This is a genomic window from Roseicyclus persicicus (genome assembly GCF_012395815.1).
GTDB classification, from domain to species: Bacteria; Pseudomonadota; Alphaproteobacteria; order Rhodobacterales; family Rhodobacteraceae; genus Roseicyclus; species Roseicyclus persicicus.
Map to the genome: position 1 here is coordinate 121,315 of NZ_JAAZQQ010000004.1, position 26,205 is coordinate 147,519.

Sequence of the window (26,205 nt, forward strand, 5' to 3'; positions counted from 1 at the left end):
CCATGACCATGACGCCCCGCCAGTCCGACATCCTCGACCTTGCCCGCCTTGCCGGGCGGGTGAACGTCGACGACCTTGCCGCCGAATTCGGCGTCACCGTCCAGACCATCCGCCGCGACCTGACCGAGCTGTGCGAGGCGGGGCTGCTCGCCCGCACCCACGGCGGCGCGATGCTGCCCTCGGGCGTGACCAACATCGCCTACGAGGAACGCCGCCGCCTGTCTGCCGAGGCCAAGGATGCCATCGGGCGGGCCGCCGCCGCCCTGATCCCGCCCGGCGCGTCGCTGTTCCTGAACATCGGCACCACGACCGAGGCGGTGGCGCGGGCGCTCATCGACACGCCAAACCTGATGGTGGTGACGAACAACCTGAACGTCGCCCAGATCCTCGGGCCGCACCCGACTGCCGAGGTGATCCTGACCGGCGGCCGCCTGCGCCGGGCCGATGGAGGGCTGACCGGCGACATGGCGGTGGAGACGATCCGCCAGTTCAAGGTCGACATGGCGGTGATCGGCGCCTCGGCGCTGGATGCCGATGGCGACCTGCTCGACTTCGACCCCGACGAGGTGCGGGTTTCGCGCGCGATCCTGTCCCAGGCGCGCGCGGCGATGCTGGTGGCCGATCAGGGGAAACTCGCCCGCGCCGCGCCGGTGCGGATCGCCTCGCTCCGCGACCTCGACCGCTGGGTGACCGATGCCGCACCGCCGCCCGCCTTGCGCAAGCTCTGCGCCGAGGCGCGCACCGCGATCACGATTGCGGGACCGCCGCGATAAGGCTCTCCACCGCCGGCCCCAGCGCCTCGACGATCAGCGCCACGCCCGCGGGGTTGGGGTGCAGGCCGTCGGGCTGCATGTAGGCGGTGAAGGCGGCGGCCGGGTCGGCCGCGGCCGCCTGCGCGATGGGGGCCAGCAGGCTTTCGACATGGATCGCGCCGTATTGCGCGGCCAGCTCGGGATACATCGCGTCGAAGGCTTCCTTGAACTCCGGCCCGTAGTTCCCCGGCGCCTGCATCCCCACCAAGAGCACCGCGACCCCCGCCGCCTGCGCCGCCTGCAGGATGCCCTCGAGGTTCGCGCGGCTCGCCTCGGGCGGGATCGCGCGCAGCAGGTCGTTGCCCCCCAGCGCCACGATCATCGCGTCCACCTCGGGCGTCAGCGTCCAGCCCACCCGCGCCAGCCCCCCCGCCGTGGTGTCGCCGGACACGCCCGCGTTCAGCACCGTCACCGCGTGGCCGCGCGCCTCAAGCCACGCCTGCAACTGCGGCACCAGCCCGTCCTCGGGCATCAGGCCGTAGCCCTGAGTCAGGCTGTCCCCCAGCGCCGCGATGGTGACATCGGCCGAGGCCGGCGCCGCGGCGATCAGCGCGACCGCCAGCGCCTTGCCCGCCCGGGCCCAGGCCCCATATGCGAAAGACCGAAGTAAACCGAAGCGTTCAGCCATGTCCGATCCCGTCCTGACCCTTACCGACGCCCGCCTGTCGCTCGACGGCAACGCCGGGCGCGTGGACATCCTCCACGGCATCACGCTGCAGGTCCATGCGGGCGAGACCGTGGGGCTGACGGGGCCGTCGGGGTCGGGCAAGTCGTCTCTCCTCATGCTGATGGGCGGGCTGGAACGGGCCACCGGGGGCGAAGTCCGGGCGCTGGGGCAGGACCTGACCGCGATGAACGAGGACCAGCTCGCGCGCTTTCGCAGGGACAATATGGGGGTGGTGTTCCAGTCCTTCCACCTGATCCCGACGATGACGGCGCTGGAAAACGTCGCCACGCCGCTGGAACTGGCCGGCCACCGCGACGCCTTCGACCGGGCCGAGGCGGAGCTGGCGGCGGTGGGCCTTGCCGCCCGCGCGCATCACTACCCCAGCCAGATGTCGGGCGGCGAGCAGCAGCGCGTGGCGCTGGCCCGCGCGGCGGCACCGCGCCCGCGGATCCTGCTGGCGGATGAGCCCACCGGCAACCTCGACGGGGCCAACGGGCAGGCGATCATGGAGATGCTCTTCGGCCTGCGCGACCGGCACGGCGCGACGCTGGTGCTGGTCACGCACGCGCCGGAACTGGCCGCGCGCTGCGACCGGGAAATCCGGCTGCGCGACGGGCGGCTTGAGGCCGACGCGCTGAGGGACGCCGCGGAATGAACCTCGCGCTGCGCATCGCACGGCGGGAGCTGCGCGGGGGCCTCAGGGGCTTCCGCATCTTCCTTGCCTGCCTCGCGCTGGGGGTGGCGGCCATCGCCGCCGTGGGTTCCGTGCGCGAGGCGATCCAGTCGGGGCTGACGCGCGAGGGCGCCACGATCCTCGGCGGCGATGCCGAGATGTCGTTCACCTACCGCTTCGCCACCGAGGACGAGCGCGCCTTCATGGCGGGCGTCGCGGCGCAGGTGTCCGAGACGGTCGATTTCCGATCCATGGTCGTGGTCGACCGCGCCGGCGGGCCGGAACGCGGGCTGACGCAGGTGCGCGGGGTGGACGGGGCTTATCCTCTGTATGGCACGGTCGGCCTCGACCCCGCGATCCCGCTGGAGGACGCGCTGGCCACCACCGACCGCCCCGGCGCGGTGATGGACCGGCTGCTGGTCGACCGGCTGGCGCTGGAGGTGGGCGACGTGTTCCGCCTCGGCACGCAGGAATTCCAGCTCCGCGCCGTCCTGACGGAGGAACCCGACGGCGCCTCGGGCGGCTTCGGCCTCGGGCCGCGGACCATCGTGACGCTGGAGGGGCTGGAAGGCTCGGGCCTCCTGTCGCCCGGCACGCTGTTCGACAGCCAGTATCGCCTTGCCCTGCCGCCCGGTTCGGACCTTGGCGCGCTGGAGGCGGAGGCCCGCGCGCGCTTCGAGGACACCGGGCTGCGCTGGCGCGACAGCCGCAATGGCGCGCCGGGGGTGCAGGAGTTCGTCGACCGCATCGGCGCCTTCCTGGTGCTGGTCGGCCTCGCCGGGCTGGCCGTGGGCGGCGTCGGCGTGTCGGCGGCGGTGCGCGCCTATCTCGACGGCAAGGTCGAGACCATCGCCATCCTCAAGACGCTGGGCGCCGAGGGGCGCACGATCTTTGCCGCCTATTTCGCGCAGGTGGGCCTGCTGACGCTGGTGGGCCTCGCCCTCGGCCTTACGCTCGGCGCGGCGATCCCCTTCGCCATCGCGCCGCTCCTGTCGGCGCAGCTGCCGGTGCCGCTGGCGATCTCGGTCTACCCCGGGCCGCTGGCCGAGGCCGCGCTCTACGGCGCGCTGACGGCGCTGATCTTCACCCTCTGGCCACTGGCCCGCACCGAACAGGTTCGCGCCGCGGCGCTGTTCCGCGACGCCTCGGGGCCGACCCGCGCCTGGCCGCGGCCGGTCTGGCTTGCGCTGACCGTCGCGTTGGCCGTCACGCTCGTGGGCCTTGCCACCTGGCTCTCGGGGATCGAGCGCCTCGCGCTCGGCACGGCCGGCGGCATCCTCGGATCCCTCCTCCTCCTGGCACTCGCCGCCCGCGGCATCCGCGCGCTGACCCGGCGCCTCGCCCGGTCCAGGGCGCTGCGCGGGCGCACCGCGCTCCGCACCGCGCTGGGGGCCGTCGGCGGGCCGGGGTCCGAGGCGACCAGCGTCGTCCTGTCCCTCGGCCTCGGCCTCGCCGTGCTGGCCGCGGTGGGCCAGATCGACAGCAACCTGCGCGCCGCGATCCAGCGCGACCTGCCGACCGTGGCGCCGACCTATTTCTTCGTCGACATCCAGCCCGACCAGCTGCAGCCCTTCCTTGATCGGGTGACGACCGACCCCGCCGTCAGCCGCGTCGACACCGCGCCGATGCTGCGGGGCGTCATCACCCGCATCAACGGCCAGCGTGCCGAGGACGTGGCGGGGGACCACTGGGTCATCCGCGGCGACCGCGGGCTGACCTACACCACCACCGCGCCGCCCGCCGAGGAGATCGTGGCGGGCAGCTGGTGGCCCGACGACTACGCCGGCCCGCCGCTGATCGCCTTCGCCGCCGAGGAGGCGGGCGAGATCGGCCTGACGCTGGGCGACCGGATCACGGTGAACGTCCTTGGCCGCGACATCGAGGCCGAGATCGCGGCACTGCGGGAGGTGAGCTTCGAGAATGCCGGGATCGGCTTCGTCGTGACCATGTCGCAGAACGCGCTGGCGGGGGCGCCGCACACCTACATCGCCACCGTCTATGCCGAGGAAGAGGCCGAGGCCGCGATCCTGCGCGACGTGGCGGGCGCCGCGCCGAACATCACCGCGATCCGGGTGCGCGACGCGCTGGACCAGGTGGCCGATGCGCTGCGCAGCCTGGCCGCGGCGACCTCCTACGGGGCGGCGGCGACGCTGGTGACGGGGTTCATCGTGCTGATCGGCGCGGCGGCCGCGGGGGAACGGGGGCGCGTGTTCGAGGCGGCGGTGATGAAGACGCTGGGCGCGGCGCGCGGGCGGATCCTGCTCAGCTTCGCGCTGCGGTCGGCGATCCTGGGCGCGGCGGCCGGGGCGGTGGCGATCCTCGCGGGCGCGCTGGGGGGCTGGGCGGTGATGACCTTCGTGATGGACACCAGCTATACCTTCGAGCCGGTCTCGGCCGTCGCCATCATCCTCGGCGGCGCGCTGGCCACGCTGCTGGCCGGCCTCGCCTTCGCGCTCCGCCCGCTGGCGGCGCGGCCCGCCCTCGTGTTGCGCGCGCGCGACTGAGCCGCACCCGTCCGCCGGCCGGCCCTTGCCAAGCGCCCCCCGAAGACGCACCTCCCCCTCATGCTGCGCCCGCTCCGTTCCCTCCTCGGCCGCCGAGGCCCCGAGACCCCGGCCGCCCCCGCCGCGCCGGACCTGCCGCGGCCGGCCTCGACCACCTATGTGGTCGGCGACCTGCACGGGCGCGCGGACCTCCTGGAGCTGATGCTGGAGCTGATCGACGGGCATATCGGCGGCACCGGCAGTGCCGATCCGCAGCTGGTCTTCGTGGGCGACCTGGTGGACCACGGCCCCGACAGCGCGGGCGTCGTCGCGCGCCTGCAGGAGCTGACGCGGGATTTCCCGGACAACGTGACCTGCCTGATGGGCAACCACGAGCGCATGATGCTCGACGTGCTGAACGACCCCGTCGCCCGCGGGCCGCGCTGGCTGCGGGAGGGGGGTGGCGCGACGCTGGCGAGCTACGGCATCCCGACCGGGGCGCTGGAGGCCGCCGCCCCGGCGAGGGCCTGGCGCGAGATGGCCGCGGGGCTGGACGCGGCGCTTGGCCCCGACACCCGCGACTGGCTGGAATCGCGGCCGCTGAGCTGGCGCTCGGGCAACCTCTGGGCGGTCCATGCCGGCGCCGACCCGGCGCGGCCGATGGCGGAGCAGACCGCGCGGGTGCTGCTCTGGGGACATCCCGAGTTCGGCAGCGCGCCGCGCGGCGATGACGCCTGGGTCGCCCATGGCCACGTGGTGCTGGAGGCGCCGGTCTTTGCCGAGGGGCGCATCGGGGTGGACACCGGGGCCTGGTCGACCGGGCGGCTGACCGCGGTGGCGATCCGGCCCGACGGCGGCCACGCCTTCCTGCAGACCTGACGCGGCGGCACGTCCTTGCAAGGACGTGCGCAGTCCCTTGCAAGGGACTGCCCGCGATTTTGCAAAATCGCGGGCGGCGCCTTGCAAGGCGCCGGCAAGGCTCTTGCAAGAGCCTTGCGCTCAGCGGTGGAGCTTTTCCTCCGCCCCCTCCTCGATCGTGGTGTTCCACAGGGGCACGCCCTGCCGGAACGCGGCGCGGCCGATCATGTGGGCGGCCACCGGCGCGGTCACCAGCAGGAACAGGATCGCCGCGACCGCCCGGGTGATCGTGGCGGTGTCGCCGAAATAGACCGCGCCCGCGGCGAGGATCAGCCCCGAGCCCAGCGTCCCCGCCTTGGTCGAGGCGTGCATCCGGATCAGCACGTCGGGAAGCCGCAGTATGCCCAGCCCCGCGACGAAGCAGAAGAAGCCGCCCAGCAGCACCAACGCCGCCATGATCCACTCAGCCATCGGTCTCGCCCTCCGCCACCGGGGTCTCGCGCTTGGTCCTGTCGGTCACCTGGCTGTTGCGGCGCTCGACGAAGCGGGCCAGCGCCACGGTGGCCAGAAAGCCCACCAGCGCCAGCACGATCGCCACGTCGATGAAGGCCGTATCCTCCGAGCGGATGGCGTAGAGGCCGCAGAAGCTGACGATCAGCACCGTCATCATGTCCAGCGCCACGATCCGGTCGGGCAGGCTCGGCCCCAGGATCAGCCGCACGAAGGCGAAGGCGACGCCCAGCATCACCAGCACGAAGGAGATGTCGATCGCCAGGTCCAGGATATCCATCGCCTACTCCGTCGCCTCGATCACCCAGCGCTCCATGCCGTCCTTGATCGACTGCCGGATTGCATCCGGGTCGTCGGCGAACATGGCATGGATGTAGAGCGTGTTGCAGTCGTCCGTCACGTCGAGGCTGAGCGTGCCGGGGGTGAGCGTGATCAGGTTGGTGACCAGGAGCACGTCCATCTCGCGCTTGACCGTCAGCGGCACCGAGATGATGCCGGGCCGCGCCTTGTGCTCGGGCGTCAGCACGTCCCAGACCACCTGCAGCGACGACACCACCAGTTCGTAGAGGAACAGCACGATCAGCTTGAGCCACTTGCCGGTGCGGCGGAAGTAGCTCTCGCAGCCCGGGAACAGCGACCGCGTGAGATAGAGGCAGGCCGACCCCAGCGCGAAGCCGACGGCCAGGCCGGGCAGCGTGATGTTGCCGGTCAGGGCGGCCCAGGCGAAGGCCAGCGCGATGTTGAGGGCGAAGATGTTGATCATTCCGTCGCCTCCAGCTGGGCCAGCCCCGTCGGCGCGGCGGGCACGGCCGCCTCGCCCAGCACCGCCACGATGTAGTCGGTCGGGTCAAGCAGCTGCGCCGCCGAGCGCTCGGCGAACTGCACGAAGGGTTCGGGGAAGAAGCCGATGATGCAGGTCAGCACCGCCAGCGACGCGATCGGGGTCAGGAGGGCGGCGCGGTCCCGCGGGCTCAGCCGCGACAGCCGCGGCTCGACGCCTGCCGGGTGCGGCTTCCAGAAGGCGTAGCCCCAGATCTTCGTCATCGAGTAGATGGTCAGGAGGCCCACCACCAGCGCCGCGGCCGCGATGATATAGCTCTCGGCATCGAGCGATGCCTTGACCAGCACGTATTTCGCCCAGAACCCCGACAGGGGCGGAAAGCCCGCCAGCGAGAAGGCCGGGATCAGGAACAGGAGCCCCAGGAACGGCGCGTAGCGGTAGAGACCGCCGATCCGGTCGAGGTCGGTCGACCCCGCGATCCGCTGCGCCACGCCCGCGACGAGGAACAGGTTCGCCTTCACGATGATGTGGTGCACGAGGTAGAACACGGCCCCCACGATGGCGAGCGGGGTATAGAGCGCAAGCCCGAGGATCATGTAGCCGATCTGGCTGACGATGTGGAACGACAGGATGCGCCGCATGTCGTTCATCGCCGCCGCGCCCAGAACCCCCGTCACCATGGTGAAGCCCGCGACCCACAGCAGGATCGTGTGGGTATAGGGCACGTCGGTGGTGAAGATCAGCGTGAAGGTGCGGATCAGGGCGTAGACGCCGACCTTGGTCAGCAGCCCCGCGAAGATCGCGGACACCGAGATCGCGGGCGTGTGGTAGGAGGCCGGCAGCCAGAAGAACAGCGGGAACACCGCCGCCTTCACCCCGAAGGCGATCATGAACATGACCGCGATGACGGTCAGCAGGCCCTGGTTCTCGACCTCGCGCACCGCGCCGTGCAGGTCGGCCATGTTGAGCGTGCCGGTCATGCCGTAGAGCAGGCCGACGCCCGACAGGAACAGGATCGTCGAGACCAGGTTCAGCGTCACGTACTTGATCCCGCCGTCGAGCTGGATCTTCTGCCCGCCGAGGATCAGCAGCCCGAAGGACGCGATCAGCATCACCTCGAACCAGACGTAGAGGTTGAAGATGTCGCCGGTCAGGAAGGCGCCGCAGACGCCCGCCAGCAGCACCTGGAACAGGGCGTGGTAGCCGAGCTTTTCCTTGCGGTCCTCGATGTCGGCCAGCGCGTAGACCGACACGGCCAGCCCGGTGATGCCGGTGATGACGACCATCACCGCCGACAGCAGGTCGGCCACCAGCGTGATGCCGAAGGGCGCGGCCCATTCGCCCATCTGCGCGGCGATCACGCCCTGGTCCAGCACCTCGACCATCAGGATGGCCGAGGCCGCCAGCAGCGCGGCGGACCCCAGCACCGAGATCCAGCGCCCCTCGGGCCCGGCGCGGAACAGGAAGGCCAGCACCGCGGTGGCGAAGGGGATGATGATGGGGCTTGCGAGAACCCAGCTCATTTGCCGGTCTCCTCCGGTTCTGCCAGCCGCATCTCGTCGGAGTTCAGCGTGCCGAGGTTCTGGTAGGTCCGGTAGACCAGCGTCAGGGCGAAGGCGAACAGGCCGAACCCGATCACGATGGCGGTCAGCACCAGCGCCTGCGGCAGCGCGTTGGCCACCAGTTCGACCGGCGCGTCGGCGCCCGCGGGGATCAGCGGCGGCGACTCGGGCGTCAGCCGGCCCGAGGCGAAGATGATCAGGTTGGCCGCGTTCGAGATCAGGATCAGCCCGAACAGGAAGCGCAGCACGTTGCGCGCCAGCATCAGGTAGACCGAGGCCGCGACGAGGACGCCGACCATGATGGCGATGAGAAGCTCCACCCTCAGACCTCCTCTTCCAGCGCGAGGACCAGGGTCAGGATCGACCCGAACACCACCAGGTAGACGCCGATGTCGAACACCAGCACGGAACTGATCGGCAGGCCCTTGTCGTCGGGGTCGGACGGGTCGGCGCCCGCGAACCACCACTGGCCGGTGAAGAAGGCGTCGCCGAAGAACGCGGCGAAGACGCCCGCGGCCAGCGCGATGCCGAGCCCGACCATGGCGATGTTCTGCGGCTCGTAGCGCAGCGCGCGGCGGGTCGCCTCGGCACCCTGGGCGATGGCGTAGAGCACGTAGCCCGTGGCCCCGATCAGCCCGCCGATGAAGCCGCCGCCAGGCAGGTTGTGCCCGCGCAGCAGCATGAAGATCGAGAACAGCAGCAGGAGCGCGGTCAGCAGCCGGGTCGCCGCGACGAGGATGATGGAGTTGATCATGTCCGGTCCTCCTCCTTGTCGGCGGGGGCGCCGTAGCGGGTTCCGCGCAGGAGGGCGTAGGCGGCCAGCGCCGCGATCACCACCACGGCGATCTCGCCGAAGGTGTCGATGGCGCGGAAGTCGACGAGGATCACGTTGACGATGTTGCGCCCGTAGGCCTCGGGCCAGCTGGCGACCTCGAAGTAGTCGGTGATGCGGCGGTCGATGTCACCTTGCAGCACCGCCACCATGACCAGCGTGACCAGCACGCCCACCGTGCCCGCCAGCGCCGCGTGCACCGGGCGGCGGCCGCGGTCCTTGGCGAGGCCGAGATGCGGCAGCTTGAGCATGGCCACGGCCACCAGCACGACGACCAGCGTTTCCACCAGCAGCTGGGTGATGGCCACGTCGGGGGCCGAGAACATGATGAAGATCAGCGCCACGCCGATGCCCACCACGCCCAGCGCCGCGATGGCGGTCATCCGGCTGGAGGTCAGCGCGGTCAGGATCGCGCCGGAGGTGATGAAGATCAGCACCGCCCAGTGCTTGAACAGGAGGCCGTCCAGATCCCCCGTCCAGTCGACGGAGAAGTTCAGCACGTCCCGCGCCCAGAGCGTCGCGCCGATGCCGACGGCGAGGGTGAGGAAGATGGTGAAGATGTAGCGTTGCAGCACGCCCGACTGCAGGATGTTCGTCTGCCACGCGGCCAGCGCCTTGAGCCCGTCCAGCACCCGGTCCCAGCCGGGGTCGAACTTGATCGGGTTGGCCTCGAACAGCCGGCCGAGGCGGTCGCGCATCGGCCGGTGCACCGCGTAGAGCACCGCGCCGGTGGCGAAGGTGGCCAGCGACAGCAGGAAGGCGGCGTTCACCTCGCGGAACAGGTAGAGGTCGACGCTGTAGCCGTAGTCGCCGTAGACGGCCCAGGTGCCGGGCGCGACCAGCCACGCCTCGATGGTGTCCGGGAACAGGCCGAAGCCCAGCGAGAAGGCGCCCAGCAGCAGCGGCCCGATCCACATCGCCCAGGGGCCCTCGTGCGGGGCCTGCGGGGTGGGGGCGAGCTTGCCGGTGAAGGGGCGCAGCACCGAGATGCCGGCGGCCACGAACATCAGCGCCGAGGCGGCGAAGATGCAGCCCGTCACCCACAGCGACGCGGTGTCGAGGCCGAGGCCGGCCTTGTAGAGGAACTCCTTGCCGATGAAGCCCACCAGCGGCGGGATGCCGGCCATCGACAGCGCCGCGATGGCGCCGCCGAGGAAGGTCAGCGGCATCTTGCGCCCGAGCCCGCGGAGGGTGTCGACGTCGCGGGTGCCGGTCTCGTGGTCGACGATGCCGATCATCAGGAACAGCGCCGCCTTGTAGAGCGAATGGACCACGAGGAAGGTCATCATCCCCTTGATCGCGTCGGCCGTGCCCGCGCCGATGAACAGCGTCAGCGCGCCCAGCGCCATCAGCGTGGTATAGGCCAGCACCTGCTTGATGTCGGTCTGCCGCACGGCGAGGATCGAGGCGAAGACGGTGGTGAACCCGCCCGCGATCACCAGCGCCCAGAACCACAGGTCGGTCTCGCCCAGCGCGGGGTTCATCCGCGCCATCAGGTAGACGCCGCCCTTCACCATGGTGGCCGAATGCAGGTAGGCCGACACCGGCGTGGGCGCGGCCATGGCGTTGGGCAGCCAGAAGTGGAACGGGAACTGCGCCGACTTGGTGAAGGCGCCGGCGAGGAACAGGATCACGATGGGCACATACAGCGGGTGGGCCCGGATCGCGTCACCCTGCTGCAGGATGACCGACAGCTCGAAGCTGCCCGCGACGTTGCCGAGCAGGATCATGCCGGCCAGCAGCGCAAGCCCCCCGGTGCCGGTGACGAGCAGCGCCTGCAGCGCCGAGCGGCGCGATTTCGCCTCGTCCGACGAGAAACCGATCAGCAGGTAGGACGAGATCGTCGTGATCTCCCAGAACACGAACAGGGCGATCAGGTTGTCGGCCAGCACCAGCCCCAGCATCCCCACCATGAACAGCATGAGGAACAGGACGAAGCGCGGGTATTCGGGGTGGGTGCCGAGGTATTTCGTGGAATAGAGCGTGACCAGCATGCCGATCCCCGAGATCAGCAGCGCGAAGGTCAGGGACAGCCCGTCGATCAGCACCGACAGGCGGATGTCCATCGACGGCACCCAGTCGAGGCCCAGCAGCACCGGCTGCCCTGCCGCGACCGGGGCCACGAACTGCAGCATGAAGGCAAAGATCGCGGCGGGAATCGCCACCGAGATCCACCCCGCCGGGCCGCCGTAGACCCGCGGCACCTCTGCGCCCGTTTTCGCCACCCTTGCTCACCCCTCGCCTGCGCCACCCGCCCCGGGCGCGCCTGTCACCGTTTACGGTCGTATTGACCCGTCAATCTGGAGCGTCAACCGGCCCCGTCCAGCGTCACCGGAGACACGAACCCCTCGGGCTTCACCGCGATCACCGAGCAGCGGACGCGGCTCAGGATGGTCTCGGCGGTGTTGCCCATGATGAACCCGCTCAGCCCCGTGCGGCCGACCGTGCCCATCACGATGGCGTCCGCCCTGTCGGCCTCGGCGTAGTCCGCGATCACGTCGCCGGGGTGCCCCTTGGCCAGCACGATCCGCTCGGCCGGCACCTGCGGGTAGTCGGACATCAGCGCCGCGACGCGGGCCTGCGCGGCCTCCTGCTCGCGGGCGATCAGCGCGTCGACCTCGCCCTTGTAGGCCTTGGTGTAGCGGCCGTGGCGCAGCGCCTGTTCCTCCTGCAGGTACCAGGCGTGCAGCACCGTCAGCTCGGCCGCGTCCCGCACCGCGAGCGAGGTGGCGAGATCCAGCACAAGCCGGTCCAGCCGGTCGCGCGCCGGGTCGCCGGTGGGCTCGGGGTCGATCGCGGCGAGGATGCGGTCGAAATGGCCGTCGCCCGGCCCCGTCAGCATCCACACCGGGCAGGGACACTTGCGCAGCAGGTGCATGTCGAAGCCCTTGAGCACCCCGCGCCCGTGCGGCGCCGCGGTGGCGCCCTTGATCACGATGTCATGGCCTTCGCGCAGGACCATGCGGATCACCTCGACAAAGGGGCTGCCCTGCAGGATCGCCTCGCTGGCCTCGATGCCCTCGGCGCGCGCGCGCTCGACGAAGCCCGCCAGCCGGGTGCGGTGGTAGTCGAGCACGTCCTCCTCGATCTCGGCGCCGCGCTGGCCGGTCAGGGCCGCCATCAGCCGGCCGATCTCGCCGGGCGACTGGTCGATCACGTCGACCAGCGTCAGCGCCGCGCCGTTGACCCGCGCCAGATGGATGGCCCGGTCGAAGGCGACCTCGGCCAGGCTGTCCTCGGTCAGCACCGCCAGGATGGATTTGAATCGCTGCATCGTCCTCTCCCCGTGGTCCAGGGCGAGATAGGCGGCGCAAACAGATAGGTCCAATCGAAAGGAAACTGGCTTTTGATAGAAGTGCTCTATAAGATGCCGCCATGCCCACCCTGCAGCAGCTCCGCTACCTCGCGCTCCTCGACGAAACGCTGCATTTCCGCCGCGCGGCCGAGCGGGCGCATGTCACCCAGCCCACCCTGTCGGCGCAGCTGTCGGCGCTGGAGACCAAGCTGGGCCTGCAGCTGGTGGAACGGTCCCGCGCCCGCGTGGTGATGACGCCCGAGGGGCACGAGATCGCCGCCCGCGCCCGGCGCATCCTGCGCGAGGTCGACGAGATCACCGAGCTTGCCCACCGCGGCCGGCAGCCGCTGGGCGGCACCATCCGCGTCGGCGTGGTGGCCTCGCTCGGGTCGTATTTCCTGCCGCTGGTGATCCCCGACCTGCACGCGTCGCACCCCGACCTCAGGCTCTATGTGCGCGAAGGCACCGCCGCCGACCTGACGACGCGGCTGGACGACGGGGCGCTCGACCTGCTGTTCCTGCCGCTGCCCGCGCGCGGCCCGGACCTCGACACAGCCCGGCTGTTCCGCGAGCCGCTGCTGGCGGTCACGCCCAACGACCACCCGCTGGCGCAGCTGTCCGCCGTCCCGCGCGAGCGGCTCAAGGGCGAGACGATCCTGTCGCTCGAACCCGGCCACAAGCTGCACGAGCAGGTGCGCCAGATCTGCGAGGCGACGGGCGCCGAGATCAGTCTCGACTACGGCGCCACCTCGCTCGACACGATCCGGCAGATGGTCGGCATGGGCCTTGGCCTGTCGCTCCTGCCGGCGCTCTACGTCCGGTCCGAGGTGCAGCCGAACCGGCTGGTCACCGCCCGCCCGCTGGCCGGCCCGCAACCGTTCCGCACCGTCGGCATGGTCTGGCGCCGCCACGCCGCACGGGCCGGCGAATACGCGGAGCTGGCGCAGATCCTGCGCCGCATCCTGCGCCAGACGGCGCCCGAGGTGACGGTGATCGACTGAGGGGATCCAAGACCCGGGTGCGCCGCGCCGGTTGACGGCAGGGACCGATGCGACGCACCCGGAAGGGAAGCCCGTCAGGTCCGTGAGCGCTGGAAGGGACAACCACCAGCTCGGACGAGCCTCCTGCACCGACCCGCGCGTGCCCACGGTCCGGTGCGCCCAATTGCTTGGATGAGCCGTAGATAGAGCGGGCTCGGCATAGGAAAAAGATGGAAGAGTATTGAGTTTCGATTGGAAAAACCTAATATTCCGTCCATGTCCATTTCCGTCCCCCCGATCACGCTGCGGCAGATGCGCTACCTCCTGGCGCTCGAGGAAACGCAGCATTTCCGCGAGGCGGCCGAGAGCTGCGGTATCTCGCAGCCGTCCCTGTCGGTGCAGATCAAGACGCTGGAGGAGGCACTGGGCCTCGTGCTGGTGGAACGCGGCCGCGGGCCGGTGCGCCTGACGCTGGCGGGGCGCGAGGTCGCCCGCCGCGCGCGCGAGATCCTCGACGCGACGCAAGGGATCCTCGACCTGTCGGTGACGCTGAAATCGGGGCTTGGCGGCACCATCCGGCTCGGCACCTCGGCCACGCTCGGCCCCTACCTGATGCCCCATGTCGTCGGCGACCTGCGCGACACCCACCCCGACCTGCGGCTCTACATCCGCGAGGCCGCGCCGCGCGACCTGCTGCGCGAGCTGCACGATGGCGTGCACGACCTGATCCTGACCCAGCTGCCGGTCTCGGGCGCGACCCTGTCCACCGCGCGGCTGTTCCGCGAGCCGCTGGCCGTGGCCCTGCCGCGGGGCCACGCCCTGACCGCGCACGAGACGCTCGACAACGAGCACCTCGTGGGCGCCACGATCCTGTCGCTGTCGCCGGCCTACGCGCTCTACGAGATGATCTCGGCGCTCTGCGTCGAGATCGGCGCCCACATGTCGCGCGATTACGAGGGCACCTCGCTCGACGCGCTGCGGCAGATGGTGGCGATGAACATGGGCGTCACCTTCCTGCCGGCGCTCTACGTCGAAAGCGAGATCCAGGGCCGTGCGCGCGACGTCGAGATCCGGCCCTTCCGCGGCCGGCGCTTCGCGCGGTCGATAGGGCTGGTGTGGCGCTCGGCCTCGGGCGCGGGGCCGGCCTACGAGCGGCTGGCGACCGCGATCCGCGACACCGCGCGCCGGTTTCCGCAGCTGGTGCTCGAAGGGTGAGGCTGCGGCATTGACCATGGGCCGGGCGGGGGCAAGACTGCGGCCATGACCGAGCTTCTCAGCCTCCCCGACCTGCATGCGCTGGCCCGCGATTGCCTGACCCGCGCCGGCGTGCCCGACCGGGTGGCCGAGGCCGTCGCCGCCGAGACCGCCGCCGCCGAGGCCGCGGGCGCGCGCCGGCACGGGATGGAGGCGCTGCTGCGCGACATCCGCCTGCTGCGCTATGGCCGGATCGACGCCGCCGCGGCGCCCGCGATCACCCGGCCCCGCCCCGGGCTGCTGGAGGTTGACGCCCGCCACGGCTTTGCCGCCGCCGCGCTGGCCACGGCGCTGGACGAGTTCGCCGGCATGGCGCGCGACGCGGGCGTGGCGATGCTGCGGCTGGAGCGCGCCAGCGATCCCGGCGTGCTGGGCAGCGCGCTGGCGGCGCTGGCGGCCCACGGCCTCGCCGCGCGGCGCCTCGACCTCGCGGCCCCGGGGGCGCTGGCCTGCGCGGTGCGGCAGGCGCCGGCCGAGACCGGCGCGCCGGACGACGACCCCCTCGGCCCGCCGGTCGCCCATGGCGCGACGCTGCTGGCGCTGCCGCCCTGGGAGGGCGCCGCCGCCGTCGCCAAGGCCCCGCCGCCCGTGGCGCGGATCGCCCTGCCCGCCGACCTGATCGCCCGGATCGTGACCGCCTGATGCCCGACACGCTGCTCAGGGGGGTGACGCTGAAGGGCCTCGAGGTGTTCGAGACGCTCGCCGCCACCGGCTCGGTCGCGGCCACCGCCGACCGGCTGGGCATGAGCGCGCCCGCGGTGTCGCAGCAGCTGCGCAACCTCAGTCAGGCGTTGGGGGCCGAGCTGGTCGACCACTCCCGCCGGCCGATGGTGCTGACCCCGGCGGGGCGGCTGTTCCTCGGCCGGGCCAAGGCGGCGCTGCAGGCACTGCGGGCCGGCCAGCGCGGCCTGTCGATGCTCGACCTCGCCGAGCTGTCGGCGCTGTCCATGGGCGTGATCGAGGATTTCGAGAACGAGGTGACGCCGCACCTGGCCACCGACCTCGCCGAGGCGATGACGCAATGCGCCTTTCGTCTCGTCACCGGGGCGAGCCATGCGCTGCACGCCCAGATCGGCCGCCGCGAGCTGGACATCGCGATCTGCGCCGCCGGCAGCCCCGACCCGGCCGGCACCCTGACGCACCCGCTGATCGACGACCCCTACATCCTGGCCGTGCCCACCGGCACCGACGTGTCGGGCGGGCTGGCGGCGCTGGCGCGGCTCACCTTCCTGCGCCGCGACCCCGACCAGGTGATGGGCCAGCAGATCGAGCGCTACCTCGCCGGCGCGGGGCTGGCCCTGCCGAATCGGTTCGAGATGGACAGCAACCAGTCGATCAGCGCGCTGGTCGCCGGGGGCACCGGCTGGACCATCACCACCCCGCTGAGCCTGATCCGCGCCGGCCGTTTCGCCGGCGGCATCGACGCCCACCCCCTGCCGGGCGCGCCGATCTCGCGGCGGATCGTGCTCTATGCCACCGACGACTGGACCGGCCCGATTCCCGCCCGCATCGCGGACCGCGCGCGCGATCTGATCGAGGATCACTTCGCCGCCCCCGGCCGCGCGCGGATGCCCTGGCTCGGCGACAGCTTCCGGGTGCGGCGCGACACCGTCGCCCCCGATTCCGCCGGGCCCTAGGCGCACAACCCGGGGTTTCAAGGGGGATGGCGGCCTCTTGCGGGGGGCGATCGGCCCCGGGCCGGGCGCGCCAGCCTGTCACTCCCCGCGAACGGGTGCTGCCGGCCCCTTGAAAAGCCCGGGGAATCCGGTGTTTTGTAAATCAATTTACAGTTTCTGCGCCGCAATGAGAAAACGCTTTACACAAAAGATCAACGGCCAGAGACAGATGTTCTGAATTGGCCTCCGACCTGTCATGTTCTGGGCACATTCCGTGGCGTCACACCAGGTGCGACCCGCGGGAGACGCGGACCGCGAGGGCCGCGCGCCCGGATCGGAGAAGGGACAACAGGACCGATCCAAGGCGCGCCCCACGGCACGGACCGCAGGTTAGGGGAGGCTGACCATCTTCACATCGCCCCGCGACGGGGCACCCGGCATCCGGGCCCGACGGCCCCGGTTGACCCGGCAAGATCCGCGAACCGGTCACGTTTCGGGACCGCTCTTCGTGTGCCTGTCCTGCGCTTGTGTTGCGCAACCTAAGAGGGAGAGAGACCTTGGCCAAAGATACCCAATCCGGCCCCGCCCTTCTCGCCGGCGCCCATGTGGACGCTGCCGCCTACGAGAAGATGTACGCCGCCTCGATCAGCGACCCCGAGGCGTTCTGGGGCGAACACGGAAAGCGCATCGACTGGATCAAGCCCTACACCAAGGTGAAGGACACCTCCTTCGCCCATGACGACGTCCATATCCGCTGGTACGAGGACGGCACCCTGAACGTGGCGGCGAACTGCATCGACCGCCACCTCGCCACCCGCGGCGACCAGACCGCCATCATCTTCGAGCCCGACGAGCCGACCGACCCGGCGCAGCACATCACCTACAACGAGCTGGCCGAGCATGTCGGCCGCTTCGCCAACGTCCTCAAGGACCTCGGCGTCAGGAAGGGCGACCGGGTCGTCATATACCTGCCGATGATCCCCGAGGCGGCCTATGCGATGCTGGCCTGCGCGCGGATCGGCGCGATCCACTCGATCGTCTTCGCCGGCTTCTCGCCCGACGCGCTGTCGGCCCGGATCAACGGCTGCGGCGCCAAGGTCGTGATCACCTCGGACGGCGCCCCCCGCGGCGGCCGGATCACCGAGCTCAAGGACAACGTGAACAAGGCGCTGCTGCACGTCGTGCACGACACCAAGTGCCTGGTGGTCAAGCGCACCGGCGCCCAGGTCGCCTGGATCGGCGGCCGCGACGTCTGGTACGACGATGTCGCCGCCCGCGTCTCGTCCGACTGCCCGCCCGAGGAGATGAACGCCGAGGATCCGCTGTTCATCCTCTACACCTCGGGTTCCACCGGCCAGCCCAAGGGCGTGGTGCACACCACCGGCGGCTACCTCGTCTATGCCTCGATGACCCACGAGATCACCTTCGACTACAAGGACGGGGACATCTTCTGGTGCACCGCCGACGTGGGCTGGGTCACGGGCCACAGCTACATCGTCTACGGGCCGCTGGCGAACGGCGCGACCACGCTGATGTTCGAGGGCGTGCCGACCTACCCCGACGCCGGCCGCTTCTGGGCCGTCTGCGAGAAGCACAAGGTCAACCAGTTCTACACCGCCCCCACCGCGATCCGCGCGCTGATGGGCAAGGGGCCGGACTATGTCACCAAGTACGACCTGAGCAGCCTCAAGCTGCTGGGCTCGGTCGGCGAGCCGATCAACCCCGAGGCCTGGAACTGGTACAACGAGCATGTCGGCAAGGGCAAATGCCCGATCGTCGACACCTGGTGGCAGACCGAGACCGGCGGCCACATGATGACCCCGCTGCCGGGCGCCCATGCGCTCAAGCCGGGCGCCGCGCAGCACCCGTTCTTCGGCGTCAAGCCGCTGGTGCTGGACCCGGCCGCCGGGACGGTGATCGAGGGCAACGGCGTCGAGGGGGTGCTGGTCATCGCCGACAGCTGGCCGGGCCAGATGCGCACCGTCTGGGGCGACCACGAGCGCTTCGTGAAGACCTACTTCAGCGACTACAAGGGCTACTACTTCACTGGCGACGGCTGCCGCCGCGACGCCGATGGCGACTACTGGATCACCGGCCGCGTCGATGACGTGATCAACGTGTCGGGCCACCGCATGGGCACCGCCGAGGTCGAGAGCGCGCTGGTGGCGCACGAGGCCGTGTCGGAGGCCGCCGTGGTGGGCTACCCGCACCCGATCAAGGGCCAGGGCATCTACTGCTACGTCACCCTGATGGCCGACGAGACCCCGAGCGAAGAGCTGAAGAAGAAGCTCAGCGACTGGGTCCGCGAGGAGATCGGCCCGATCGCCAAGCCCGACGTCATCCAGTGGGCCCCCGGCCTGCCCAAGACCCGCTCGGGCAAGATCATGCGCCGCATCCTGCGCAAGATCGCCGAGAACGACTTCGGCAGCCTCGGCGACACCTCGACGCTGGCCGACCCCTCGGTGGTCGACGACCTGATCGCCAACCGGGCGAAGACGTGAGCGCCGCCATGACCGACGCCGCCGTGACCACCCGGCCCGTGAACCTGATCCTGCTCGGCCCCCCCGGGGCCGGCAAGGGCACCCAGGCCCGGATGCTGGAGGAGGCGTTCGGCCTCGTGCAGCTGTCGACCGGCGACCTGCTGCGCGGCGCCGTCGCGGCGGGGACCGAGGCCGGGCTGGCCGCCAAGGCGGTGATGGAGCGGGGCGAGCTGGTCTCGGACGCCATCGTGCTGGCCGTCCTGCAGGACCGGCTGTCGCAGCCCGACGTGGCCCGCGGCATCATCCTCGACGGCTTTCCCCGCACCGCGGGGCAGGCCGCCGCGCTCGACGACCTGCTGTCCGCCCGCGGGCAGCAGATCGACGCCGTCATCAGCCTCGCCGTGCAGGACGAGGCGATGGTCGAGCGGGTGTCGGGCCGCTACACCTGCGCCGCCTGCGGCGAGGGCTACCACGACCTGTTCAAGCAACCCGCCACGGCGGGCACCTGCGACAAGTGCGGCGGCACCCAGATGAAGCGCCGCGCCGACGACAACGCCGAGACCGTGCGCACCCGGCTGAAGGCGTACCACGCCGACACCGCGCCGCTCATCGACTATTACGCCGCGCGCGGCGCCCTGACCGAGATCGACGCGATGGCCGAGATCGACGCGGTGCGCACGCAGATGGCCGCGATCGTGGGGAAACTCACGGCCGCCTGACCCCATTCGCCGGCGGGAGGGGCTCCCGCCGGCGGACCAATGCCTGCCGGGCCACGGAGGGACCGACGGGCAGAAACCTTCGAAGGGAGTAAGCAATGGCTCAAAAGCCTGACAACAACGCGTACTGGTCTGCGAACCTCCGCCTCGTCACGATCTGCCTCGTGATCTGGGCGGTGGTCTCGTACGGCCTCGCGATCCTGCTGCGTCCGCTGATCAGCGGCATCGCGGTGGGCGGAACGGACCTGGGCTTCTGGTTTGCCCAGCAGGGATCCATCCTCGTCTTCCTTGTCCTGATCTTCTTCTACGCCTGGCGTATGAACAAGCTCGACAAGGAACATGGCGTGGACGAGCAGTAAGGGACGGACGGAACCATGGATCAGTTTACCCTCAACGTGATCGTGGTGGGCTTGTCTTTCGCCCTCTACATCGGGATCGCGATCTGGGCCCGCGCGGGCTCCACCTCTGAATTCTACGCCGCCGGCCGCGGCGTGAACCCCGTGGTCAACGGGATGGCGACGGCGGCCGACTGGATGTCGGCGGCCTCGTTCATCTCGATGGCCGGCCTCATCGCCTTCGTCGGCTACAACAACTCCACCTACCTGATGGGCTGGACCGGCGGCTACGTTCTGATGGCGATGCTGCTTGCGCCCTACCTGCGCAAGTTCGGCAAGTACACGGTGCCGGAGTTCGTCGGCGACCGCTACTACAGCCAGACCGCGCGCGTCGTGGCCGTGATCTGCCTTCTCGTCATCTCGATCACCTACGTGATCGGCCAGATGACGGGCGCCGGCGTGGCCTTCTCGCGCTTCCTCGAAGTGTCGTCGACCACGGGCCTGTTCATCGCCTCGGCGGTGGTGTTCGTCTACGCCGTTCTCGGCGGCATGAAGGGCATCACCTACACGCAGGTGGCCCAGTACATCGTGCTGATCGTCGCCTACACTATCCCGGCGGTCTTCATCTCGCTGCAGCTGACCGGCAACCCGATCCCGGGTCTCGGCCTGTTCTCGACCCACACCGGGACGGGGGAGCCGCTGCTGGTGACGCTGAACGGCCTGCTGACGGACCTCGGCTTCACCGAGTACACCACCGGCTCCTCGCCGTGGCTGATGGCGCTCTTCACCCTGTCGCTGATGATCGGCACCGCGGGCCTGCCCCACGTGATCATCCGCTTCTTCACCGTGCCCAAGGTGGCCGACGCCCGCTGGTCCGCCGGCTGGGCGCTCGTGTTCATCGCGCTGCTGTACCTGACGGCCCCGGCCGTGGGCGCAATGGCCCGCCTGAACATCATGACCACCATGTGGCCCGAGGGCGTCGAGGGCGAAGCCGTGGCGACCGAGGACCTGCCGAACTGGTTCCAGACCTGGTCGGTCACCGGCCTGCTCGGCGTCGAGGACAAGAACGGCGACGGCCGCATCCAGTACTACAACGAAACCGGCCCGGGCATGGCCGAACTGGCCGCCGAGCGCGGCTGGGCCGGCAACGAGCTCGTCACCTTCAACCGTGACATCCTCGTGCTTGCCAACCCCGAGATCGCGCAGCTTCCGGGCTGGGTGATCGCGCTGATCGCGGCAGGCGGCCTCGCGGCGGCCCTGTCGACGGCGGCGGGCCTGCTGCTGGCCATCTCCTCGGCCATCAGCCACGACCTCATCAAGTCGGTGTTCAACCCGAACATCTCGGAAAAGGCCGAACTGATGTGGGCCCGTGTGTCGATGGCGGGCGCGATCGTGCTGGCCACCTACCTCGGCCTGAACCCGCCCGGCTTCGCGGCGCAGGTGGTGGCACTGGCCTTCGGCCTTGCCGCGGCCACGCTGTTCCCGACGCTGATGATGGGGATCTTCTCCAAGCGGATGAACTCCGCCGGGGCGATCTGGGGCATGATCGTGGGTCTCGTCGTGACCTCGGTCTACCTCTTCACCTACCTCGGCTGGTTCTTCATCCCCGGCACCAACATGCTGGAGAACACGGCCGCCAACTACCTGTTCGGCATCCCCCCGACCCACTTCGGGCCGATCGGGGCCGTGCTGAACTTCGCGGTCGCCTACTTCGTGTCGAAGGCCACCGCCGCACCGCCGAAGGAGATCCAGGACCTCGTCGAGAGCGTCCGTATCCCCCGCGGCGCCGGCGCTGCCCTGAGCAAGTAAGCCAGCCCATACCAGAGCCTGCGACACCGCGGGCTCTGGCCAAACCCCCGGCGCACCCCGACCCTTCGGGGTGCGCCTTTTCCTTTCCCGAGACAGGTCCCATGCCGACCGAGATCGCCGCCATCCTCGCCCAGACCCACCCCTACGACGTGCTCCCCATGGAGGTGCGCGAGGCGCTGGTCGCCGAGGTGCGCGTGACCGAGGTCGCCGCCGGCACCAGCATCTACCGGCTGGGCGAGCCGCTCGACGCGCTCTACCTGATCATCGCGGGCCGCATCGACATCACCGATGGCAGCGGCGAGACCCTGTCGATCCTCGGGCCCAGGAACTCCTTCGGCGAGCGCGGCCTGATGAAGGACGGCCGCGGCGCGGTGAACGCGACCGCCGCCGAGGACAGCCGCCTGCTGGTCATCCCCGCGCCCGTGTTCCACCGGCTGGTCAAGGACTACCCCCGCGTCCTGCGCTTCTTCGACCGGACCCGGCCCGCCAGCGCCCGCCGGCAGGACATCACCACCCTGCCGCTGTCGGAGCTGATGACGCCGAAGCCGCTGACCTGCACGCCCGACACGCCGCTGATCGAGGCGGCCCGCGCCATGCGCGGCCTCGGCGTGTCGTGCATCATCGCCGCCGAGGGCGACGCCGTCCGCGGCATCCTGACCTCGGGCGACATCACCGCCCGCGCCGTGGCCGAGGGCCGCCCGCCCGAGACGCCCGTGCGCGACGTGATGACCCCCGATCCGATCGCCCTGCCCCCAACGGCCCTGGTGGCCGACGTGCTGCACAAGATGGTGGAGCGCGGCATCACCCACATGCCCGTGGTCGAGGGCGGCCGCCTCGTCGGCATCCTGACCCAGACCGACCTGACGCGGTTCCAGGCCACCTCGTCGGCCGCGCTGATCCGCGACATCGCCGGCGCGCCCGACAGCGCGGCGCTGGCCCGCATCGTCGGCCGCATTCCCGAACTGCTGGTGCAGCTCGTCGGCGCGCAGAACCCGCACCAGACGGTGACGCGGCTGATCACCGACATCGCCGACGCCACCACCCGGCGCCTGATGGCGCTGGCCGAGGCGCGGCTGGGCCCGCCGCCCGTGCCCTACCTGTGGCTGGCCTGCGGGTCGCAGGGCCGGCAGGAACAGACCGGCGTCAGCGACCAGGACAACTGCCTGATCCTCGACGACGCCGCCACGCCCGAAGACGACGCCTATTTCGCCGAGCTGGCCCGGATCGTGTCGGACGGGCTGAACGAGGCGGGCTATTTCTACTGCCCCGGCGACATGATGGCGACGAACCCCAAGTGGCGGCAGCCGCTGCGCGTGTGGCGGCAGTATTTCCGCGGCTGGATCGCCACGCCCGACCCCGAGGCGCAGATGCTGGCCTCGGTCATGTTCGACCTGCGCCCGATCGGCGGCACCGAAAGCCTGTTCGCCCACCTGCAGGAGGACACGCTGGCCGCGGCCGCGAAGAACTCGATCTTCGTCGCGCACATGGTGTCGAACTCGCTCAAGCATCACCCGCCGCTGGGCCTGTTCCGCGGCTTCGCCACCGTGCGCTCGGGCGAGCGGCGCAACGTCATCGACCTCAAGCACAACGGCGTCGTGCCGGTGGTGGACCTCGGCCGCATCTACGCGCTGACCGGGCAGCTGACCGTCGCCAACACCCGCGCCCGCCTGCTGGGCGGGATCGACAAGGGCAGCGTGTCGGCCTCGGGCGGGCGCGACCTGCTGGATGCCTACGACATGATCGCCGACACCCGGCTGCAGCACCAGGCCGCGCAGATCAAGCGCGGCGAGAAACCCGACAACTTCATGGCCCCCGGCGACTTGAGCGATTTCGAGCGCAGCCACCTGCGCGACGCCTTCGTGGTGGTCAAGACCATGCAGAACGCCGCCACCTCCGGGCGCGGCTACCTGAGCTGAAAGACCCCACATGTTCTGGACCCTCGTCACCGTCTTCATCGCAGGCTTCGCCGGCGCCGGCATCGGCCTCCTCCTGCGCAACATCACGCGCAAGCGGCTGCCCAAGGGGGTCGTCCCGATCTGCGCCGGCCTGACCATGATCGCGGCCACCATCGGCCAGGAATACGGCTGGGAACGCGGCGTGCGCGCGACCATGGCCGAGGACCTCGTGATCGTGTCCACCCGCGAGCAGCAGGCATGGTACCAGCCCTGGACCTTCATCCGCCCCTGGACCCGAGGCTTCATCGGCTACTCGCCGTCCGAGGCGGTGGAAACCGCGCCCGGCTCGGGCCTCCTGGCCGTGCAGCTGCGCATCCAGGAACGCTGGCAGCCCCAGATGGTGCGCCCCGCGTTGGTCGACTGCGCGAATGCCCGCTGGACCGACATCACGCCGGAGCTGACCTTTGCCGAGGATGGCCAGCCGATCGACGTGCGCTGGCGCGAGACCGGCCCCGACGACCCGATCATCACCGCCGTCTGCGGAGGGGAGACCGCCAGCGGCTGACCGTCCACCCCCGTCCCCGGCGGCGTCGCGCGGACCGCCGCCCGGGGCATCACAGAAGAAGGGGCAAGGAGGAGGCCCCGGCCCATGCTGACCCGTCTGTCCCTGCGTCTGCGCATCTTCCTGTTCTTCGCCCTGATCGCCTTCGGCGGCTCCGCCCTGGTGATCGCGGGTCTCACCGTCGGCTACATCCGGCTGGGCGAGGCCCACGCCCTCAATTCCTTCGTCATCGCCGGCCTCGTCGCGGTGTTCGCCATCGGCGGGCTTACGGCCTGGATCTGGGTCCTGTTCGACGAGCACGTCGCCCGGCCCGTGGAACGGCTGGCCGCCGACCTGCGCGCACGCGCCCATTCCGACGTCGACCAGGGCATCGACCACCAGATCGCCCGCTACCTCGGCGACCTTGCGCCCGCCGCCGACGCGGTGGCCGCCAACCTGACCGAGACGCGCAACGCCATGGCGCTGGCCGTGGGCCGCGAGACCGCGCGGCTGGCGGCCGAGAAGACCCGGCTTGAGACCCTGCTAGCCGAGGTGCCCGACGGCGTCCTGTTCTGCACGCCCTCCCATACCATCGCGCTCTACAACGGCCATTGCCGCGACATCCTTGGGGAAAGCGAGGCGCTCGGCCTCGGCCGGCCGGTCTCGGGGCTGCTGCGGATGGGTCCGATCCGGCAGGCGTATGACCGCCTCGCCGCCCGCGACGCCGACGAGGGCACCGACATCCTCGTCACCACCCGCGCCGGCGCCCGCCTGCTCGAGGCGCGCCTGCGCCTCCTGCGCCTCGAGGGGCAGGAGACCGAGGGGCCGGGCTACGTGCTCACGCTCCGCGACGTCACCGCCGACCTCAAGGTGCAGGCCGAGCGCGCCCATCTGCTGAACCGCCTGTTCGACGGCGTCACCGCCGCCCTGCCCGACCTGCCCGCCGGCCACCCGCTCGCGGCGCTGGCGCAGGAGACCGCCGCCCGCAAGACCGCGACCGACACCGAGTGGTGGCCGATGGAGGCGCTGGCCGCCGAGGACCTGGGCGCCGGCCTCGCCGCCCGCCTCGATCGCAAGGGGGTGCCGCTCGGCGCCGACCTCGGCGACACGCGGCTGCGCTGCGACGGCTTCGCCATCACCCGGATGCTGGAGCGCCTCGCCCTCGACTGGGCCGGCGACGGCGCCAGCGGCCTGATCCTGACCATGGCCTCCGAGGGGGCAGAGGCCGCCGTCCTCAGCCTCGAGGCCGAGGGCAAGGCGCCCGCGGCCGACACCCTCGCCCACTGGCTCGACGCGCCCCTCTCGCCCGGCCTGTCCGGCTTCTCGGGCGCGGACGTGCTGCTCAGCCACGGCACCCGCCTCAGCCCGGAGCCCGCCGGCCCCGGCCGCCACGCCCTGCGCCTGTCGCTGCCGCTGGCCGAGCCCCACGCCGCCGGCCCCACCCGCGTGGTGATGTACGACTTCGACCTGCTCAACGCCGAGATCCCCGAGGATCTGGCCGCCGCCCGGCTGAAATCCCTCAGCTTCGTGATCTTCGACACCGAGACCACGGGCCTGAACCCGCAGGTCGACGAGGTCTGCCAGATCGCCGCCGTCCGCGTGGTGAACGGCCGCATCGTGGCGGGCGAGCGCTTCGACATGCTGGTGAACCCCGGCCGCAAGATCCCCGCCGCCTCCACCGCCGTGCACCACATCACCAACGAGATGGTGGCCGGCGCCCCGCCCGTGACCGAGGCGCTGCGCCGCTTCCACGCCTTCGCCGAGGGTTCGGTGCTGGTCGCCCACAACGCGCCCTTCGACATGAGCTTCCTGCGCCGCCGCGAGGCCGAGATCGGCAAGCGCTTCGACCAGCCGATCCTCGACACGGTGCTGTGCTCCGCGATCCTCTACGGCCAGTCCGCCGAACACACGCTCGACGCGCTCTGCGACCGGCTGCACATCCGCATCCCCGAGGAGGCCCGCCACACCGCCATCGGCGACGCCATCGGCACGGCCGAGGCGTTCCGCAAGATGATCCCGATGCTTGAGGCGGCGGAGCTGCCCAATCTGGGGGCACTTATCAAGGCCTTCGACCGCCACAGCCGCCTGATCGAGCATCTGAATTGA

Annotated in this window: 24 protein-coding genes; 15 read left to right on the top strand and 9 right to left on the bottom strand. The window is 70.8% G+C overall.

Translation table 11 applies throughout. The features are described from left to right. Positions 1-2: 2 nt before the first annotated feature. Positions 3-773, top strand: coding sequence for a DeoR/GlpR family DNA-binding transcription regulator (locus HCU73_RS12740; protein WP_168623842.1), 771 nt, complete (start codon positions 3-5; stop codon positions 771-773). Here the strand turns inward: HCU73_RS12740 and HCU73_RS12745 are convergent. Beyond that, a complete protein-coding gene (locus HCU73_RS12745; RefSeq protein WP_168623843.1) occupies positions 748-1,440 on the bottom strand; it encodes an arylesterase in 693 nt (230 codons plus the stop codon). The two genes, HCU73_RS12740 and HCU73_RS12745, sit on opposite strands and share 26 nt — an antisense overlap. Here HCU73_RS12745 and HCU73_RS12750 point away from each other — a divergent pair. From HCU73_RS12750 to HCU73_RS12760, 3 genes are read left to right on the top strand one after another with little or no spacing between them, the layout of a single operon-like run. Beyond that, positions 1,439-2,134: an ABC transporter ATP-binding protein gene (locus HCU73_RS12750; protein WP_168623844.1), complete on the top strand. Its 696-nt coding sequence runs from the start codon at positions 1,439-1,441 to the stop codon at positions 2,132-2,134. The two genes, HCU73_RS12745 and HCU73_RS12750, sit on opposite strands and share 2 nt — an antisense overlap. Beyond that, positions 2,131-4,656, top strand: a complete 2,526-nt coding sequence (locus tag HCU73_RS12755; RefSeq protein ID WP_168623845.1) for an ABC transporter permease — start codon at positions 2,131-2,133, stop codon at positions 4,654-4,656. Before HCU73_RS12750 ends, HCU73_RS12755 begins: the two co-directional genes overlap by 4 nt. 60 nt (positions 4,657-4,716) lie before the next feature. Beyond that, positions 4,717-5,514 carry a metallophosphoesterase gene (locus HCU73_RS12760; protein WP_168623846.1) on the top strand — a complete coding sequence of 266 codons (798 nt, stop codon included), beginning with the start codon at positions 4,717-4,719 and terminating at the stop codon, positions 5,512-5,514. Positions 5,515-5,634: 120 nt separating this feature from the next. Here the strand turns inward: HCU73_RS12760 and mnhG are convergent, their stop codons facing one another. From mnhG to HCU73_RS12800, 8 genes are all read right to left on the bottom strand, one after another. Beyond that, positions 5,635-5,964, bottom strand: a complete 330-nt coding sequence (mnhG, locus tag HCU73_RS12765; protein WP_168623847.1) for a monovalent cation/H(+) antiporter subunit G — start codon at positions 5,962-5,964, stop codon at positions 5,635-5,637. Beyond that, positions 5,957-6,283 (bottom strand): MrpF/PhaF family protein, encoded by a 327-nt coding sequence (locus HCU73_RS12770; protein WP_210730636.1) that lies wholly within the window; start codon positions 6,281-6,283, stop codon positions 5,957-5,959. Before HCU73_RS12770 ends, mnhG begins: the two co-directional genes overlap by 8 nt. 3 nt (positions 6,284-6,286) lie before the next feature. After that, entirely contained in the window at positions 6,287-6,766 is a 480-nt protein-coding gene (locus HCU73_RS12775) for a Na+/H+ antiporter subunit E (RefSeq protein WP_210730637.1), read from the bottom strand. After that, positions 6,763-8,307, bottom strand: a complete 1,545-nt coding sequence (locus HCU73_RS12780; RefSeq protein WP_168623848.1) for a Na+/H+ antiporter subunit D — start codon at positions 8,305-8,307, stop codon at positions 6,763-6,765. Before HCU73_RS12780 ends, HCU73_RS12775 begins: the two co-directional genes overlap by 4 nt. Then, positions 8,304-8,666: a Na+/H+ antiporter subunit C gene (locus HCU73_RS12785; RefSeq protein WP_168623849.1), complete on the bottom strand. Its 363-nt coding sequence runs from the start codon at positions 8,664-8,666 to the stop codon at positions 8,304-8,306. Before HCU73_RS12785 ends, HCU73_RS12780 begins: the two co-directional genes overlap by 4 nt. A gap of 2 nt (positions 8,667-8,668) precedes the next feature. Further along, entirely contained in the window at positions 8,669-9,100 is a 432-nt protein-coding gene (locus HCU73_RS12790; RefSeq protein ID WP_168623850.1) for a Na+/H+ antiporter subunit B, read from the bottom strand. Then, on the bottom strand, positions 9,097-11,403 hold the full coding sequence (locus HCU73_RS12795; RefSeq protein ID WP_168623851.1) for a putative monovalent cation/H+ antiporter subunit A: 2,307 nt from the start codon (positions 11,401-11,403) through the stop codon (positions 9,097-9,099). Before HCU73_RS12795 ends, HCU73_RS12790 begins: the two co-directional genes overlap by 4 nt. 83 nt (positions 11,404-11,486) lie before the next feature. Next, positions 11,487-12,452: a universal stress protein gene (locus tag HCU73_RS12800; protein ID WP_168623852.1), complete on the bottom strand. Its 966-nt coding sequence runs from the start codon at positions 12,450-12,452 to the stop codon at positions 11,487-11,489. Between the two features lie 101 nt (positions 12,453-12,553). On the opposite strand from HCU73_RS12800, the gene HCU73_RS12805 reads away from it, so the two are divergent. The 11 genes from HCU73_RS12805 to HCU73_RS12855 all read left to right on the top strand — a co-directional run bounded on the left by HCU73_RS12805 (position 12,554) and on the right by HCU73_RS12855 (position 26,205). Continuing rightward, positions 12,554-13,474, top strand: a complete 921-nt coding sequence (locus tag HCU73_RS12805; protein WP_168623853.1) for a hydrogen peroxide-inducible genes activator — start codon at positions 12,554-12,556, stop codon at positions 13,472-13,474. Between the two features lie 255 nt (positions 13,475-13,729). After that, on the top strand, positions 13,730-14,668 hold the full coding sequence (locus HCU73_RS12810; protein WP_168623854.1) for a hydrogen peroxide-inducible genes activator: 939 nt from the start codon (positions 13,730-13,732) through the stop codon (positions 14,666-14,668). Positions 14,669-14,713: 45 nt separating this feature from the next. Next, complete coding sequence (locus HCU73_RS12815) at positions 14,714-15,349, top strand: Ldh family oxidoreductase (RefSeq protein WP_168623855.1); 636 nt, start codon at positions 14,714-14,716, stop codon at positions 15,347-15,349. Continuing rightward, entirely contained in the window at positions 15,349-16,344 is a 996-nt protein-coding gene (locus tag HCU73_RS12820; RefSeq protein ID WP_168623856.1) for a LysR family transcriptional regulator, read from the top strand. The genes HCU73_RS12815 and HCU73_RS12820 overlap by 1 nt, the downstream gene beginning before the upstream one ends. Positions 16,345-16,880: 536 nt before the next feature. Then, positions 16,881-18,824 carry an acetate--CoA ligase gene (gene acs / locus HCU73_RS12825; RefSeq protein WP_239025564.1) on the top strand — a complete coding sequence of 648 codons (1,944 nt, stop codon included), beginning with the start codon at positions 16,881-16,883 and terminating at the stop codon, positions 18,822-18,824. 8 nt (positions 18,825-18,832) lie between these two features. Then, on the top strand, positions 18,833-19,522 hold the full coding sequence (locus HCU73_RS12830) for an adenylate kinase (RefSeq protein WP_168623857.1): 690 nt from the start codon (positions 18,833-18,835) through the stop codon (positions 19,520-19,522). 95 nt (positions 19,523-19,617) lie between these two features. After that, positions 19,618-19,878 (top strand): DUF4212 domain-containing protein, encoded by a 261-nt coding sequence (locus HCU73_RS12835; RefSeq protein WP_168623858.1) that lies wholly within the window; start codon positions 19,618-19,620, stop codon positions 19,876-19,878. Positions 19,879-19,893: 15 nt separating this feature from the next. Then, entirely contained in the window at positions 19,894-21,663 is a 1,770-nt protein-coding gene (locus HCU73_RS12840) for a sodium:solute symporter family protein (RefSeq protein WP_168623859.1), read from the top strand. 101 nt (positions 21,664-21,764) lie between these two features. Next, positions 21,765-23,579 (top strand): DUF294 nucleotidyltransferase-like domain-containing protein, encoded by a 1,815-nt coding sequence (locus HCU73_RS12845; protein WP_168623860.1) that lies wholly within the window; start codon positions 21,765-21,767, stop codon positions 23,577-23,579. Between the two features lie 10 nt (positions 23,580-23,589). Next, positions 23,590-24,123, top strand: a complete 534-nt coding sequence (locus HCU73_RS12850) for a hypothetical protein (protein WP_168623861.1) — start codon at positions 23,590-23,592, stop codon at positions 24,121-24,123. Positions 24,124-24,207: 84 nt separating this feature from the next. Further along, on the top strand, positions 24,208-26,205 hold the full coding sequence (locus HCU73_RS12855) for a 3'-5' exonuclease (RefSeq protein ID WP_168623862.1): 1,998 nt from the start codon (positions 24,208-24,210) through the stop codon (positions 26,203-26,205).